The following is a 16,014-nucleotide window of genomic DNA, read 5'->3' on the forward strand; positions in this document are numbered from 1 at the left end:
ATGACTCTCTCCTCGTGCTACTCGGCCGAGGGCGCCTCACCCTCGTCCGTACCGCTGGTCTCGACACCCTCGGCGATCTCGACGGTCTCGTCCACGGTGTCCTCACCGTCGACTTCCTCCGCCTCGCTGCCGGCCTCGGCGTTCCGTGCGATGCCGACCACGGCATCGCGCTTGCCCAGATTGATCAGTTGGACGCCCATGGTGTCACGGCCCGTCTCCCTGACCCCGCTGACTCGCGTACGAATCACACCGCCGGACAGGGAGATGGCGAGGATCTCGTCGTTCTCCTCGACGATCAGCGCGCCGACGAGCGAACCTCGGTCCTCCACGATCTTGGCGGCCTTGATACCGAGGCCGCCGCGGCCCTGGACGCGGTACTCGTCGACACGGGTCCGCTTCGCGTACCCCCCGTCGGTGGCAGTGAACACGAACGTACCGGGTCGAACAACATTCATCGACAGAAGTTCATCGCTCTCGCGGAAACTCATGCCCTTGACACCGGAGGTGGCCCGGCCCATGGGGCGCAGAGTGTCGTCGGAGGCGGTGAACCTGATCGACTGTGCCTTCTTGCTGATCAGAAGCAGATCATCGTCCGCCGAGACCAGTTCGGCTCCGATCAGTTCGTCGTCGGAACCGTCCTCGCGCTCCCGCAGGTTGATCGCGATGACACCGCCGGAACGGGGCGAATCGTAATCCTTCAGAGGCGTCTTCTTGACCAGACCGGCCTTGGTGGCGAGCACCAGGTAGGGCGCCGCGTCGTAGTCGCGGATGGCGAGGATCTCGGCGATCGCCTCGTCCGGCTGGAAGGCCAGCAGGTTCGCCACGTGCTGACCACGCGCGTCCCGCCCGGCGTCCGGCAGCTCGTACGCCTTCGCCCGGTACACCCGGCCCTTGTTGGTGAAGAACAGCAGCCAGTGGTGCGTGGTCGAGACGAAGAAGTGGTCGACGATGTCGTCTTCCTTCAGCTTCGCACCGCGTACGCCCTTGCCGCCGCGCTTCTGCGCCCGGTAGTCGTCCGTCTTGGTCCGCTTGACGTACCCGCCGCGCGTGACCGTGACGACGATGTCCTCCTCGGCGATCAGGTCCTCGATGGACATGTCACCGTCGTAGGGCACCAGCATGGTCTTGCGGTCGTCGCCGTACTTCTCGACGATCGCGGCCAGCTCCTCGCTGACGATGGCGCGCTGGCGGACCGGCGAGGCCAGGATCGCGTTGTACTCGGTGATCTTCGCCTGGAGCTCGTCGTGCTCCTGGATGATCTTCTGGCGCTCCAGGGCGGCCAGCCGGCGCAGCTGCATCTCCAGGATGGCGTTGGCCTGGATCTCGTCGATCTCCAGGAGCCCCATCAGGCCCGTCCGCGCGATCTCGACCGTGTCGCTGGCCCGGATCAGCGCGATGACCTCGTCGATCGCGTCCAGCGCCTTCAGCAGACCGCGCAGGATGTGCGCCCGCTCCTCGGCCTTGCGCAGCCGGAAGCGCGTACGGCGGACGATGACCTCGATCTGGTGCGTCACCCAGTGCCGGATGAACGCGTCGAGGGAGAGCGTGCGCGGCACACCGTCGACCAGCGCCAGCATGTTGGCGCCGAAGTTCGACTGCAGATCGGTGTGCTTGTAGAGGTTGTTCAGGACGACCTTGGCGACCGCGTCCCGCTTCAGCACGATGACCAGACGCTGGCCGGTGCGGGAGGAGGTCTCGTCGCGGACGTCGGCGATGCCGCCGACCTTGCCGTCCTTCACCAGGTCGGCGATCTTCTGCGCGAGGTTGTCGGGGTTGGTCTGGTACGGCAGCTCCGTGACCACCAGGCACTGGCGGTTCTGGATCTCCTCGACCTCGACGACCGCGCGCATGGTGATCGAACCACGGCCCGTGCGGTAGGCCTCCTCGATGCCCTTGCGGCCGACGACCAGCGCGCCGGTCGGGAAGTCGGGGCCCTTGATCCGCTCGATCAGCGCGTCCAGGAGCTCCTCGTGCGAGGCCTCCGGGTTCTCCAGGTACCACTGGGCACCGGCCGCGACCTCGCGCAGGTTGTGCGGCGGGATGTTGGTCGCCATGCCGACCGCGATACCGGCGGAGCCGTTGATCAGCAGGTTCGGGAAGCGGGCGGGCAGGACGGTCGGCTCCTGGGAGCGGCCGTCGTAGTTGTCCGTGAAGTCGACGGTCTCCTCGTCGATGTCGCGGACCATCTCCATCGACAGCGGGGCGAGCTTGCACTCGGTGTACCGCATCGCGGCCGCCGGGTCGTTGCCCGGGGAGCCGAAGTTGCCGTTGGAGTCGACGAGCGGCATGCGCATCGACCAGGGCTGGGCGAGGCGCACCAGGGCGTCGTAGATCGAGGAGTCGCCGTGCGGGTGGTAGTTGCCCATGACGTCGCCGACGACACGGGCGCACTTGTAGAAGCCGCGCTCGGGGCGGTAGCCGCCGTCGTACATCGCGTACAGGACGCGGCGGTGCACGGGCTTGAGGCCGTCGCGGACGTCGGGCAGCGCACGGGACACGATGACGGACATCGCGTAGTCCAGGTACGAGCGCTGCATCTCCGTCTCGAGCCCGACGGGCTCGACGCGCATCGCGACCTCGCCGCCCTCTTCAGGGGTGACGGGAGTGTTCTCGTCGGTCATAGCTGGTCAAGATCCTTCCTGGTGCGGTCAGCTGAGACCGACTCAGATGTCGAGGAAGCGGACGTCCTTGGCGTTGCGCTGGATGAACGCGCGGCGGGCCTCGACGTCCTCGCCCATCAGGACCGAGAACAGGTCGTCCGCCTGGGCGGCGTCATCGAGGGTGACCTGGCCGAGGACCCGGTGCTCCTGGTCCATCGTGGTGATGCGCAGCTCCTCGGCGTTCATCTCGCCGAGACCCTTGAAGCGCTGGATCGAGTCCTCGCGGACGCGCTTGCCGCGCTGCCGCCCCATCTCGATGAGCGCGTCGCGCTCGCGGTCGGAGTACGCGTACTCGGAGTCGTCCCGGCCCCACTTGATCTTGTAGAGCGGCGGGCGGGAGAGGTACACGTGCCCGGCCTCGACCAGCGGCCGCATGAAGCGGAACAGGAAGGTCAGCAGCAGGGTGGAGATGTGCTGACCGTCGACGTCGGCGTCCGCCATCAGAATGATCTTGTGATAGCGGAGCTTCGAGATGTCGAAGTCCTCGTGCACACCCGTGCCGAACGCGGAGATCAGCGCCTGGATCTCCTGGTTCTGCAGGATCTTGTCGATCCGCGCCTTCTCGACGTTGAGGATCTTGCCCCGGATCGGGAGGATCGCCTGGTACTGCGGGTTGCGGCCGGACTTGGCCGAACCGCCGGCGGAGTCACCCTCGACGATGAAGATCTCGCACTTGGTGGGGTCGTTCGACTGGCAGTCGGAGAGCTTGCCCGGCAGGGACGCGCTCTCCAGGAGGCCCTTGCGCCTGGTGAGATCCCGGGCCTTGCGGGCCGCCACGCGCGCGGTGGCCGCCTGGATGCCCTTGCGGATGATGTCCGCCGCCTCGACCGGGTTGCGGTCCAGCCAGTCGTTCAGGTGCTCGTAGACCGCCTTCTGCACGAAGGTCTTGGCCTCCGTGTTGCCCAGCTTGGTCTTCGTCTGCCCCTCGAACTGCGGCTCGCTCAGCTTGACCGAGATGATCGCGGTCAGACCCTCGCGGATGTCGTCACCGGTGAGGTTGTCGTCCTTCTCACGCAGCAGCTTCTTGTCGCGCGCGTACTTGTTGATCAACGAGGTCAGCGCCGCGCGGAAGCCCTCCTCGTGGGTACCGCCCTCATGCGTGTGGATGATGTTGGCGAACGAGTACACGCCCTCGCTGTAGCCGCTGTTCCACTGCATGGCGACCTCGAGGGACAGGCTCTTGTCCTTGTCCTCGGCCTCCAGGTCGATCACCGTCGGGTGCACCACGTCGCCCTTGCGGGAGTTGAGGTACTTCACGAAGTCGACGATGCCGCCCTCGTAGTGGTACGTGACGGTCTTGTCCTCGGCCTTCTCGTCCGCGCCCGCCTCGTCGGCGCCGGCGACGGCCTTCGCCGACTCGCGCTCGTCGGTGAGCCGGATCGTCAGGCCCTTGTTGAGGAAGGCCATCTCCTGGAAGCGCCGCGAAAGCGTCTCGAAGGAGTACTCGGTGGTCTCGAAGATGTCCGGGTCCGCCCAGAACGTGACCGAGGTGCCGGTCTCGTCCGTCTTCTCGTGCTGCGCCAGCGGAGCCGTCGGGACGCCCAGCTTGTAGTCCTGCGTCCAGCGGTGACCGTCGGTCCTGATCTCGACCGAGACCTTGGACGACAGGGCGTTCACGACGGAGACACCCACACCGTGCAGACCGCCGGAGACGGCGTAACCGCCACCGCCGAACTTGCCGCCCGCGTGCAGCACGGTCAGCACGACCTCGACGGCCGGCTTGCCCTCGGACGCCACGATGCCGACGGGGATGCCGCGGCCGTTGTCGACGACACGCACGCCGCCGTCGGCCAGGATCGTCACGTCGATGGTGTCCGCGTGGCCCGCCAGAGCCTCGTCGACGGAGTTGTCCACCACCTCGTACACGAGGTGGTGGAGGCCGCGTTCACCGGTGGAGCCGATGTACATACCGGGTCGCTTGCGGACCGCGTCCAGCCCTTCGAGCACGGTGATGGCACTGGCGTCATAGGAGGCGGTGACCTCACCGTTCGCGCCGGCGTCGGTGGACGGGATGTTCTCGTTGGGGTTGCCGGAATCGGCCACGAAGCGCCCTTTCTGGCACAGCACGAGCCGGGCTCGTCGGCGGGTTGCCGGAGCGGCTGCGGCATGTTGCGTTGGTAAGCCTTGATCAGCGTTGCTCAGCTTTTCCCGGACGGTCCCCACGTTCGGGGCGGGATTGTCTCCCAGTCTACCGGTAGCGCCGACAGTGATGGGGGTTTGCCGGTACCTGAGTCCGCATGTGCCGCCCTGAACCCGCCTCTGCCGACTCCCGATATACGGATGGGGGCTCCAAGAGGCTCACAGAGGCACTCAGCGCTTCCGGCTGTCAACCCTTGGCTACTCCGGGGTCAGGTCGCGATTCGCAACCGCGTGCGGTTGTACGACGATCAGCCGAGGCGGCCGCACGAAGGCTCCACGCTCGGCTGATGACGTGACGCAAGTCACCCGTAGGTATCGCCGGGACCGGTGCTCCCGGGGGCGCGCAGCGGGCCGTAGCGCCGGGGCGGACCGCCGGGATTGAGCACCTTGATCATCCGCACGGTGCCATGCCCGAGGTCCTCGTTCAGGCGTGCGACCAGCGCGGGAGAGAGATGGCGCAGCTGGGTCGCCCAGGCCGTGGAATCGCACTGGACGACCAGCACCCGCTCGTCCTCGTCGTACCGCTGCGGCACACAGTGGTTGGCGAGGTCCTCGCCCACGATCTGCGGCCAGCGGCCCATCACCCCACCCACCGCGGCCGGCGTCTCCCAGCCGCGCTCGGTGATCAAACGGTTGATCGCGGAACCCAGCGCCATGGGATCGCGACCGTCGGCGCGCGCGCCGGAGCGCAGACCACCGCGCCGCGCCTGCTTCCGCTGCTGCGCCGCGTCACCACGCGCGCGTGCCGCCTCCTTCGCCGCCCTGAGCGCCACACGCGCCAGGTCGACACCGGAGGGTTCCTTCTTCGGGGCGGATCCGTCGGTGCTCATGCGCGCTCCACCACCCCGTCCGCCACCGCGTACCGCACACCGGTCAGCAGATGCGGCACGTCGTCGTCCACAGCGGCGGTGACCAGCACCTGCTCCCCGGGCGCGACCAGCTCCGCCAGCCGCTCCCGGCGCCGCGCGTCCAGCTCGGCGAACACGTCGTCGAGCACCAGCACCGGCTCGTTGCCCTCGGCGCGCAGCAGGTCGTACGACGCCAGGCGCAGCGCCAGCGCGTACGACCAGGACTCGCCGTGCGAGGCGTAGCCCTTGGCGGGCAGCTGCCCCAGTTTGAGGGCCAGGTCGTCGCGGTGCGGACCGACCAGCGTGACACCCCGCTCGATCTCCTGCTTGCGGGCGTCCGCCAGCGCCGCCATCACCTGGGTGTACAGATCCTCACGGGTGTGCGCCTCACCGGGGGCCGACGGCCTGTACTCCAGCGCGACCGGGCCACCGCCCGGTGCCAACTGCTCGTACGCCTTGTCGGCGAGCGGCTGGAGCGCGGCGATCAGGTCGAGCCGCTGGGCGAGCAGCTCGGCACCGGCCCGCGCGAGGTGCTGGTCCCACACGTCCAGCGTGGACAGATCCATGGAACGGCCACCGTGCCGCCGGGCGAGGGCCGCGCTCTTCAACAGGGTGTTCCGCTGCTTGAGGACACGCTCGTAGTCGGACCGCACGCCGGCCATCCGCGGCGACCGCGCCGTGATCAACTCGTCCAGGAAGCGCCGCCGCTCACCCGGGTCGCCCTTCACCAGCGCGAGATCCTCCGGCGCGAACAGCACCGTCCGTACGATCCCCAGCACATCCCGCGGCCTGACCTGCGAGGACCTGTTGATACGGGCACGGTTGGCCCGGCCCGGGTTGAGCTCCAGCTCGACCAGCTGCTGCCGGTCGCCCTGCCGGACCTGCGCCCGGATGACCGCCCGCTCGGCACCCATCCGGACCAGGGGAGCGTCGGAGGCGACCCGGTGGCTGCCGAGGGTGGCGAGATAGCCGACGGCCTCGACGAGGTTGGTCTTGCCCTGGCCGTTGGGGCCGACGAAGGCGGTGACGCCCGGGTCGAGCGGGACCTCGACCCGGGCGTAGGAGCGGAAGTCGGCCAGCGACAGATGCGTGACGTGCATAGGTGTTTCGCCGACCTCCCCGTGACCTGCTACTTCGTCTCTACTTCGCCTCTACGGCGTGGCCGCCGAACTGGTTTCGCAGCGCGGCGATCATCTTCATCTGCGGCGAGTCCTCCTGCCGGGAGGCGAACCGCGCGAACAGCGAGGCGGTGATCGCGGGCAGCGGCACCGCGTTGTCTATCGCGGCCTCCACCGTCCACCGGCCCTCGCCGGAGTCCTGGGCGAAGCCCTTCAGCCTGTCCAGGTGCTCGTCCTCGTCGAGGGCGTTCACCGCGAGGTCGAGCAGCCAGGAACGGATGACCGTGCCCTCCTGCCAGGAGCGGAAGACCTCGCGCACATCCGTGACGGAGTCGACCTTCTCCAGGAGCTCCCAGCCCTCAGCGTAGGCCTGCATCATCGCGTACTCGATGCCGTTGTGGACCATCTTCGCGAAGTGACCCGCGCCGACCTTGCCTGCGTGCACCGCACCGAAGTCACCCTCGGGCTTGAGCGCGTCGAAGACCGGCCGGACCTTCTCGACGTACTCGGCTTCGCCGCCGTACATCAGCGCGTAGCCGTTCTCCAGGCCCCAGACACCGCCGGAGACCCCGCAGTCGACGAAACCGATGCCCTTGGCGGCCAGCTCCTCGGCGTGCCTCTCGTCGTCCGTCCAACGGGAGTTGCCGCCGTCGACGACCACGTCACCGGGCTCCAGCAGCTCGGCCAGCTCGTCGATCGTGGACTGGGTCGGCGCCCCGGCCGGGACCATCACCCACACCACCCGGGGCCCGCTGAGCTTGCCCACAAGCTCTTCCAGGCTGTGGACGTCGGCGAGGTCCGGGTTGCGGTCGTATCCGACGACGGTGTGGCCCGCGCGGCGGATCCGCTCGCGCATGTTGCCGCCCATTTTGCCGAGGCCGACGAGACCGAGCTCCATCAGTTGGTTCCTTAGGTTGCGGTGTGGCAGGAGAGGCACTTTCGTGCCGCGCCCGAGCCTAATCGCGACCCTTTGTGCACAGTTGTGGGCTCAGCCGCTCACCTGGGGAAACCCATCGGACCTCGGTGCCGGATACCCACAGGGGGCACCCGGCACCGTGCACAGCTGTGGACAGACTCAGCCGCTCAGCCGCACCGGCATGATCAGGTACTTGTACGCCTCGTCCGCCTCCGCGTCGAGCGCCGGCTTCCCGCTCAGCAGCGCCGGCTTCGTGGACGTCGTGAACGACAGCTGGGCCACCGGCGAGTCGATCGCGCTCAGACCGTCGAGCAGGAAGGTCGGGTTGAAGGCGATCGAGACGTCGTCGCCCTCCAGCTGCGCGTCCACCCTTTCCACAGCCTGTGCGTCGTCGCTGGAACCGGCCTCCAGGATCAGCACGCCCTGCTCGAAGCTGAGCCGCACCGGGGTGTTCCGCTCGGCCACCAGGGCGACACGCTTGACGGCCTCCACGAAGGGGGCGGTCTCGATCACGGCCACGGAGTTGAACTCGGTCGGGAACAGCGAGCGGTACTTCGGCAGGTCGCCTTCGAGCAGCCGCGTGGTCGTCCGCCGGCCGGCGCCCTCGAAACCGATGAGCCCCTCGCCCGCGCCCGAGCCGGACAGCGCCAGGATCACGCTGTCGCCGCTCGTGAGGGCCTTGGCGGTGTCCAGGAGCGTCTTGGCGGGCACCAGGGCCACCGCGGACGCCTCGGGGTTCTCCGGCTTCCACAGGAACTCACGGACCGCGAAGCGGTAGCGGTCGGTGGAGGCCAGGGTGACCGTGTCGCCCTCGATCTCGATCCGCACACCGGTCAGCACCGGCAGCGTGTCGTCACGCCCGGCCGCGATGGCCACCTGGGAGACGGCGGAGGCGAAGACCTCGCCGGGGACGGTGCCCGTCGCGTTCGGCATCTGCGGCAGCGAGGGGTACTCCTCCACCGGCAGGGTGTGCAGCGTGAACCGGGACGATCCGCAGACCACCGTGGCCCGTACACCGTCTGTGGAAATCTCCACCGGCCGGTTGGGCAGGGCACGGCAGATGTCGGCGAGCAGCCGGCCCGAGACCAGGACCGTGCCCTCCTCCTCGACCTCGGTCTCGACGCTGACCCGCGCGGAGACCTCGTAGTCGAAGCTGGACAGGCTCAGCTGGCCGTCCTCGGCCTTCAGCAGCAGGCCGGCGAGGACCGGCGCCGGCGGACGGGCCGGGAGGCTGCGTGCCGCCCAGGCCACTGCCTCCGCGAGTACGTCGCGTTCCACCCGGATCTTCACCGTAAGCCCGCCTCCTGCTGTTGCCGGGGCTTCTCGCCCTGCTGCGTCTTCGTCGTCTGACTCGGTGTCGTGAGCCCCGGGGAGGGGAAGAACACCGGGGACCAGTCTGACGCACCGCACTGACAGCTGGTGCCCGTCGAGGTCAAGTCGTGACGAGGCGCGGTCAGAGGCCGAAGAGCGAGTTGTGCACAGGGCCCTCTTCGAAACGGATTCCCAGCTCTCTCTAGTTGGGAGTAGTAGTAGGGGCTGTGGATACCGTGGATAACCCCGTTTTCCCAGCTCAGGGGCCAGATTTTGTCCACTGCCCCTGTGGGTTAAGCCGGTGGACAACCAGGTGTCTCTGTGGAGAACAGAAAGTTCTGCACACACCGTGCACAGCCCGAGGCGACTTCTCCCCAGCGCCGTCCCCAGCTTTACCCACCTTTCCCACAGGCCAACCCGGCAGCTTCGTGTGACGCCTTTCACTCGACACGGTGAGCAGGCGCGTCACGTTGCCGAACAGTGGACAGCCGTGTGGAGAAGCTGGGGATCGCTGGGGACAACCACCCCTCAGCCTGTGAGGTACCGGTGGACAACTTCATGCACAGCCTGTGGACGCTTTCTTCGTCCACAGCCTGTGGAGATCCGTCGTCCACGATTCCACAGCCCCCTGAGCTGCCCCGATGCTTTTTCACCCGCCGACCTGTGGACGGCGTTCGGGACAACTTCACAGTCCCCAGGGTGTGGACGCAAGAAAGTCGGCAAATCTGTGGAGGACGCCCGTAACCAGGCTGGTAATCGAACAGCGGGAGGGCGCCTGTTCGCGGCGCCGCTCAGTGGACACGCCCCATCAGGGGCGCGGAGCACCGCGCGAGCCACCACGGACGGACCCGCGGGGACCCCTGCCGAACTACCCCAGGACGCCGAAAGGCGCCCCCGGGATCTCTCCCGAGGGCGCCCTGAACGCTGTGGAACTAGCCGTTCTTGATGCGGTTCGTCAGCTCCGTCACCTGGTTGTAGATCGACCGCCGCTCCGCCATCAGTGCGCGGATCTTCCGGTCGGCGTGCATCACGGTCGTGTGGTCCCGGTTGCCGAACTGCGCCCCGATCTTCGGCAGGGACAGGTCCGTGAGCTCGCGGCACAGGTACATGGCGATCTGCCGCGCGGTGACCAGCTGCCGGCCGCGCGAGCTGCCGCAGAGGTCGTCGACCGTGAGGCCGAAGTAGTCGGCGGTCGCCGCCATGATCGCCGTCGCGCTGATCTCCGGCGTGGAGTCCTGCCCCCCGGGGATCAGATCCTTGAGGACGATCTCGGTCAGGCCCAGATCGACCGGCTGCCGGTTGAGCGACGCGAACGCCGTCACCCGGATCAGCGCGCCCTCCAGCTCACGGATGTTGCGCGAGATGCGGGAGGCGATGAACTCCAGTACCTCCGGCGGTGCGTTGAGCTGCTCCTGGACCGCCTTCTTGCGGAGGATCGCGATGCGCGTCTCCAGTTCCGGCGGCTGGACGTCGGTGATCAGACCCCACTCGAAACGGTTCCGCAGTCGGTCCTCGAGGGTGACCAGCTGCTTGGGCGGCCGGTCGCTGGAGAGCACGATCTGCTTGTTCGCGTTGTGGAGCGTGTTGAAGGTGTGGAAGAACTCCTCCTGCGTCGACTCCTTGTCCGCGAGGAACTGGATGTCGTCGACGAGCAGGATGTCCATCTCGCGGTACCGCTTGCGGAAGCTGTCGCCCTTGCCGTCGCGGATCGAGTTGATGAACTCGTTGGTGAACTCCTCCGAGCTCACATAGCGCACCCGGGTGCCCGGGTAGAGGCTGCGCGCGTAGTGCCCGATCGCATGCAGCAGGTGCGTCTTGCCCAGCCCCGACTCCCCATAGATGAACAGGGGGTTGTAGGCCTTCGCGGGCGCCTCGGCGACGGCGACCGCGGCCGCGTGCGCGAAGCGGTTGGACGCGCCGATGACGAAGGTGTCGAAGAGGTACTTGGGGTTGAGGCGGGCGGTCGGTTCGCCGGGGCCCGACGCCGGTGCGGGCTTGGCGCCCAGCGGTCCCGGCGCGCCGGTGGCGGCCGGCAGGTCGGGGCGTCCGGGACCGCCCCGGCGGCCCTGGCCCGGCCCGGCCGGGGGCTCGGACCGGTCGCGGCGGCCGGTGTCCCGCTGGTCGTAGTCGGAACGGTCGTAGTCGGACCGTTCGTATTCGGGACGGTCGTAGTCGGGGCGCTGCGGTTCGTACTCCGTGCGCTGCTGCTCGTACGGCGGCCGGTCCATCGGCTGCTGGGGCCGGTACTCCTGGGAGTAGGAGTCGCCGTAACCGTCCGAGCGGTAGGTGTCCTGCGACGGTGAGGCGTAGGGGTCGCGTTCGGGGAAGCCGAGGCGGGGCTGCTGCCAGCTGTATTCGTCCTGCCCCGGGCGGGGCCAGGCGCCGGGTTCGGGGCGCTGGTACTCGGAGGGGTAGGCCGGCCGGGCGGTGGGGAGCTGATCGGCGCGCGGGGGCGGCAGCTGGTCGCGGCCGCCCTGCTCGGGCGGGTGGTCGGCGCGGTGCCGGCCGTATCCGCCGTCGTACTGCGGGGAGGGGAGCTCGGGTTCTTCGTAGCGCTGTGGCTGCACGGGGGGTGCCGGCGGGGTCGGGGGTTCGCCGGCGGACTCGTCCACGGTGATCGCGATCCGGATCGGGCGCCCGCACTCGCGGCTCAGCGTCTCGCTGACGATGGGCGCGAGACGGCCCTCCAGCACGTTCTTCGCGAATTCGTTCGGTACCGCGAGCAGTGCGGTGTCCGCGACCAGGGCGAGTGGCTGGCAGCGCCGGATCCAGTGTTCGTCCTTGCCCTCCACACCCTGACCGCGGCCCTCACCGAGGAGCTGCTCCAGTACTCGTGGCCACACTGCGGCAAGATCGGCAGGTACGTCAGCCACAGGGCACGCTCTCTCACAGGTCCCACGAACGTGTGGTTCGAGGACGGGTCGGGATGAATATCGGGTCGGGCGGGGATAAAGGAACGAATCGGAGTTCAGCCACGGTAGTCAGCGTGGCGGGTGCGGTTCAAGTTGTTGTCCCCAGCCTGTGGATAGTGTCTCTCGGTCACTGCTGGTTTGACCGAATGGCGTAGCCCCGCGTACCGTGACCAGGTCGAGTTGTCGATGGCTGCTGCCGCCTGCCTCCGATGGGCACAGATCGCTGAAGGTGATCGGGAAGCGGTGCACTCGGGCGTGATGCGAGCTACTCGTGGGCGCACGGTGACAGCCAGGACGGCACCCGCCACACCGATTTGATTTCTGGAGCCCCCGAGTGAGCAAGCGCACCTTCCAGCCGAACAACCGTCGTCGCGCCAAGACCCACGGCTTCCGTCTGCGGATGCGCACCCGTGCCGGCCGCGCGATTCTGGCGAACCGCCGCAGCAAGGGTCGCGCCAGCCTGTCCGCCTGATTCTGATCAGGTCATGACGTCGTGCTGCCTACCGAGCATCGGCTGAGGCGGCGCGAGGACTTCGCGACCGCTGTACGACGGGGTCGCCGGGCCGGCCGCCCGTCCCTCGTCGTCCACTTTCGTAGCGGTGCCACGGACCCGCACGCGCCTGGGGAGAGCGCTCCCTCGACGCGTGCGGGTTTCGTCGTGAGCAAAGCAGTGGGTGGCGCGGTCGTGCGCAACAAGGTCAAGCGCAGACTGCGTCACCTGATGCGTGACCGAGTCGCCCTGTTCCCCCCCGGTAGCCTGGTAGTCGTACGAGCGCTGCCCGGAGCGGGCGACGCCGACCATGGACAGCTGGCCCGAGACCTGGACGCCGCCATCGAGCGGCTACTGGGAGGGGGCGCGCGATGAAGTACCCACTACTGGCTCTGATCAAGCTGTACCAGTGGACGATCAGTCCGTTGCTGGGGCCGGTGTGCAAGTACTACCCGTCGTGCTCCCACTACGGCTACACAGCCATTGACCGGCACGGTGCGATCAAGGGGACGGCGCTCACTGCCTGGCGCATCCTGCGGTGCAATCCGTGGTCGCTCGGCGGTGTGGATCATGTTCCTCCGCGTAAGCGACCGCGGTGGCACGAAATGCTGCGTGACGCCTGGCGTGCACGCAAGGGCGGGCCCTCCGCCGCCGAACCGGCCACCGAGGAGAAGCTCGCTCCCGAGCTTCCTTCGAGCCCGGCCGCAGAGACTTCGTCCCATGCCCAAGGAGCATGATTAGTGGACACGATTGCCAGCTTTTTCAGCTTCATCACGACACCCGTTTCATGGGTCATCGTCCAGTTCCACGCGGTGTACGGGAAGATCTTCGGTCCCGACACGGGCTGGGCCTGGGGCTTGTCCATCGTGTCTCTGGTGATCCTGATCCGCATCTGCCTGATCCCGCTCTTCGTGAAGCAGATCAAGGCGACCCGGGCCATGCAGACGCTGCAGCCTGAGATGAAGAAGATCCAGGAGCGCTACAAGAACGACAAGCAGCGTCAGTCCGAAGAGATGATGAAGCTGTACAAGGAGTCGGGTACCAACCCGCTCTCCTCGTGCCTTCCCATCCTCGCGCAGTCGCCGTTCTTCTTCGCCCTGTACCACGTGCTCAACGGCATCGCGACGGGCTCGACGATCGGCGTCATCAACGAGTCGCTGCTCGCGAGCGCCCGTAAGGCGCACATCTTCGGTGCCCCGCTCGCCGCGAAGTTCACGGACGGATCGTCCAAGGTGGAGGCGCTCGGCGCTTCACTGACCGATGTCCGGGTCGTCACCGCCATCATGATCGTCCTGATGTCGGCGTCGCAGTTCTACACGCAGCGTCAGCTGATGACGAAGAACGTCGACACCACCGTGAAGACGCCGTTCATGCAGCAGCAGAAGATGCTGATGTATGTCTTCCCGGTCATGTTCGCCGTCTTCGGTATCAACTTCCCGGTCGGTGTCCTCGTCTACTGGCTGACCACCAACGTGTGGACCATGGGCCAGCAGATGTACGTCATCCGCAACAACCCGACCCCGGGTTCCAAGGCCCAGGCCGCCTACCTGGAGCGCCTGACCAAGCACGTCACGCACCACGGCAAGGCCAGTAAGCGCAGCGAGCGCACCATCATCAAGGCGATCGTCGCCAAGGGCCGGGACCGCAACGAGTTCGAGCGCAAGTTCATCAACGGGCTGACCAAGGCGGGCCTCGTGGCCCAGAGCGACGGCGCCGTGGTGAAGGGCGAGGCTCAGGCCGTCACGGGGGCCGAGGACGGCGTCGCGACCACCACCGGTGTGCCCAAGCGCCAGCAGCCCAAGCGCCAGACCAAGGCCCAGCGGCAGTCCGGCAGCGCGAAGGCGGCCGGCGAGCCGTCGACCTCCACCGAGAAGGAGGACTCCGCCGAACCGACGACCTCGCTGGAGAAGTCCGACGAGCCGCAGGACGCCAAGCCGGCCGCCCAGCAGCAGCCCCCGAAGGGCGGTTCCAACGGCCGCAGCAGGGCCCAGTCCGGTCAGCGCAAGGGCGGTCCGCAGCGCCCCAAGTCCCCGTCCAAGAAGTAAGAAGGAGCCCATCCCGTGACGGAAGGCACCACCTCCGCTGCCGAGGGTGCAGACACCCTGACCCGCCTGGAGCAGGAGGGTGAGATCGCGGCCGACTACCTCGAGGGTCTGCTGGACATCGCCGACCTCGATGGCGACATCGACATGGATGTCGAGGCCGACCGCGCCTCCGTATCGATCATCAGCGATGCGGGCGGCCGCGATCTGCAGAAGCTGGTCGGCCGTGACGGCGAGGTGCTGGAGGCGCTTCAGGAGCTGACCCGCCTGGCCGTGCACCGGGAGACCGGTGACCGCAGCCGACTGATGCTCGACATCGCGGGCTACCGCGCCAAGAAGCGCGCCGAACTCTCCGAGCTGGGTGCCAAGGCCGCGGCCGAGGTGAAGAGCACCGGTGAGCCCGTGAAGCTCAAGCCGATGAGTCCGTTCGAGCGCAAGGTCGTGCACGACGCGGTCAAGTCCGCCGGACTGCGCAGCGAGTCGGAGGGCGAGGAGCCGCAGCGGTTCGTCGTCGTGCTGCCCGCCTGATCGGTTCCCCCCGTTTCACCGGCCCCGTCTGTTGAGCAGGCGGGGCCGAACTTTGTCAGCCTGGTAGTTCTTGGTGGCCGGTGCGTGGAGCGCCGGCGCTGTACGGAAGGACGGTCCCCGTGACGGAGGCTGCGGAGCTCCCCCCGGCGCCTGAGCAGGCGCGGGAAGTGTTCGGCGAGCGCTACGCCGATGCGGTCCGCTATGCGGAGCTGCTCGCCGAGGCAGGCGTAAAGCGTGGTCTGATCGGCCCACGGGAGGTACCTCGCCTGTGGGAGCGGCACCTGCTGAACTGTGCGGTGCTCTCCGAGGCCGTCCCCGAAGGGGTGACGGTGTGCGATGTCGGCTCCGGTGCCGGCCTGCCGGGCATTCCGCTGGCGCTGGTCAGGGAAGATCTCAACATCACGCTGCTGGAGCCGCTGCTACGGCGCACCAACTTTCTGACCGAGGTCGTCGAGCTGCTGGGCCTGGACCATGTGACCGTCGTGCGTGGTCGTGCCGAGGAGGTCATGGGCAAGCTGCCTCCGGTGCATGTGGTGACGGCGCGTGCCGTGGCTCCGCTGGACCGGCTGGCCGCCTGGGGCATCCCGTTGCTGCGTCCCTACGGCGAGATGCTCGCCCTGAAGGGGGACACGGCGGAGGAGGAGCTGAAGGCTGCGGCCACCGCCCTCACCAAGCTCGGCGCGGTGTCCACGTCGATCCTGCACGTGGGTGAGGGCGTGGTGGACCCGCCGTCCACCGTCGTGCGGGTGGAAGTCGGGGAGAGCCCGGGGGGTGTGCGCTTCGCGGCGAAGCGGGCGAAGGCGGCTCGTACGGGTCGGGCGCGTAGGCGCCGCTGATCCGTCCTGACGACCAGACGTACTCCACACAAGCTGCCAAACCTACGCATGACGGAGTGTCGCGGCTTTTCGGTGCGGCTCGCTGTGCATCGTGTTTCACGTGAAACGTCGCTCACTGTTGCACGGCATCATCGGCCGGGGCCGCGCTGCGGCCGAACCGCGCGACCGAAAACCCCTCGGTTCCCTCAGAGAAGGGTCCTCTGGTGACACTCCG

The 16,014-nt window shown here is 67.9% G+C and carries 13 protein-coding genes; 6 read left to right on the forward strand and 7 right to left on the reverse strand.

The window, feature by feature from the left end; genetic code table 11:
* Positions 1–17 precede the first annotated feature (17 nt).
* The 7 genes from gyrA to dnaA all read right to left on the reverse strand — a co-directional run bounded on the left by gyrA (position 18) and on the right by dnaA (position 11,865).
* Entirely contained in the window at positions 18–2,621 is a 2,604-nt protein-coding gene (gene gyrA, locus ACZ5K7_RS16915; protein WP_468914232.1) for a DNA gyrase subunit A, read from the reverse strand.
* Positions 2,622–2,663: 42 nt separating this feature from the next.
* On the reverse strand, positions 2,664–4,727 hold the full coding sequence (gene gyrB / locus ACZ5K7_RS16920; protein ID WP_468914235.1) for a DNA topoisomerase (ATP-hydrolyzing) subunit B: 2,064 nt from the start codon (positions 4,725–4,727) through the stop codon (positions 2,664–2,666).
* A gap of 374 nt (positions 4,728–5,101) precedes the next feature.
* Positions 5,102–5,629 (reverse strand): DciA family protein, encoded by a 528-nt coding sequence (locus ACZ5K7_RS16925; protein WP_351695875.1) that lies wholly within the window; start codon positions 5,627–5,629, stop codon positions 5,102–5,104.
* Complete coding sequence (recF, locus tag ACZ5K7_RS16930; RefSeq protein WP_468914239.1) at positions 5,626–6,747, reverse strand: DNA replication/repair protein RecF; 1,122 nt, start codon at positions 6,745–6,747, stop codon at positions 5,626–5,628. The genes ACZ5K7_RS16925 and recF overlap by 4 nt, the downstream gene beginning before the upstream one ends.
* Positions 6,748–6,787: 40 nt before the next feature.
* A complete protein-coding gene (gene gnd, locus ACZ5K7_RS16935; RefSeq protein ID WP_351695871.1) occupies positions 6,788–7,663 on the reverse strand; it encodes a phosphogluconate dehydrogenase (NAD(+)-dependent, decarboxylating) in 876 nt (291 codons plus the stop codon).
* A gap of 177 nt (positions 7,664–7,840) precedes the next feature.
* Entirely contained in the window at positions 7,841–8,971 is a 1,131-nt protein-coding gene (gene dnaN, locus ACZ5K7_RS16940; protein WP_351695869.1) for a DNA polymerase III subunit beta, read from the reverse strand.
* Positions 8,972–9,924: 953 nt separating this feature from the next.
* Positions 9,925–11,865, reverse strand: coding sequence for a chromosomal replication initiator protein DnaA (dnaA, locus tag ACZ5K7_RS16945; RefSeq protein WP_468914243.1), 1,941 nt, complete (start codon positions 11,863–11,865; stop codon positions 9,925–9,927).
* 373 nt (positions 11,866–12,238) lie between these two features.
* Between dnaA and rpmH the strand changes: the two genes are divergently transcribed.
* From rpmH to rsmG, 6 genes are all read left to right on the forward strand, one after another.
* Complete coding sequence (gene rpmH, locus ACZ5K7_RS16950; protein WP_005482975.1) at positions 12,239–12,376, forward strand: 50S ribosomal protein L34; 138 nt, start codon at positions 12,239–12,241, stop codon at positions 12,374–12,376.
* Between the two features lie 21 nt (positions 12,377–12,397).
* Entirely contained in the window at positions 12,398–12,769 is a 372-nt protein-coding gene (gene rnpA, locus ACZ5K7_RS16955; protein ID WP_351695865.1) for a ribonuclease P protein component, read from the forward strand.
* Complete coding sequence (yidD, locus tag ACZ5K7_RS16960) at positions 12,766–13,131, forward strand: membrane protein insertion efficiency factor YidD (RefSeq protein ID WP_351316546.1); 366 nt, start codon at positions 12,766–12,768, stop codon at positions 13,129–13,131. The genes rnpA and yidD overlap by 4 nt, the downstream gene beginning before the upstream one ends.
* A gap of 3 nt (positions 13,132–13,134) precedes the next feature.
* A complete protein-coding gene (gene yidC / locus ACZ5K7_RS16965; protein ID WP_468914246.1) occupies positions 13,135–14,439 on the forward strand; it encodes a membrane protein insertase YidC in 1,305 nt (434 codons plus the stop codon).
* A gap of 15 nt (positions 14,440–14,454) precedes the next feature.
* Positions 14,455–14,964, forward strand: coding sequence for a Jag family protein (locus ACZ5K7_RS16970; RefSeq protein ID WP_351695861.1), 510 nt, complete (start codon positions 14,455–14,457; stop codon positions 14,962–14,964).
* Between the two features lie 119 nt (positions 14,965–15,083).
* Positions 15,084–15,800, forward strand: coding sequence for a 16S rRNA (guanine(527)-N(7))-methyltransferase RsmG (rsmG, locus tag ACZ5K7_RS16975; RefSeq protein WP_351695859.1), 717 nt, complete (start codon positions 15,084–15,086; stop codon positions 15,798–15,800).
* The last annotated feature ends 214 nt before the right edge of the window (positions 15,801–16,014 follow it).

The sequence above is a fragment of the Streptomyces sp. NPDC031497 genome, from assembly GCF_055580905.1.

Coding starts and splice junctions, on each gene's coding strand:
- gyrA (WP_468914232.1), bottom strand. CDS start 2,621: ATGACCGACGAGAACACTCCCGTCACCCCTGAAGAGGGCGGCGAGGTC.
- ACZ5K7_RS16925 (WP_351695875.1), bottom strand. CDS start 5,629: ATGAGCACCGACGGATCCGCCCCGAAGAAGGAACCCTCCGGTGTCGAC.
- gnd (WP_351695871.1), bottom strand. CDS start 7,663: ATGGAGCTCGGTCTCGTCGGCCTCGGCAAAATGGGCGGCAACATGCGC.
- recF (WP_468914239.1), bottom strand. CDS start 6,747: ATGCACGTCACGCATCTGTCGCTGGCCGACTTCCGCTCCTACGCCCGG.
- yidD (WP_351316546.1), top strand. CDS start 12,766: ATGAAGTACCCACTACTGGCTCTGATCAAGCTGTACCAGTGGACGATC.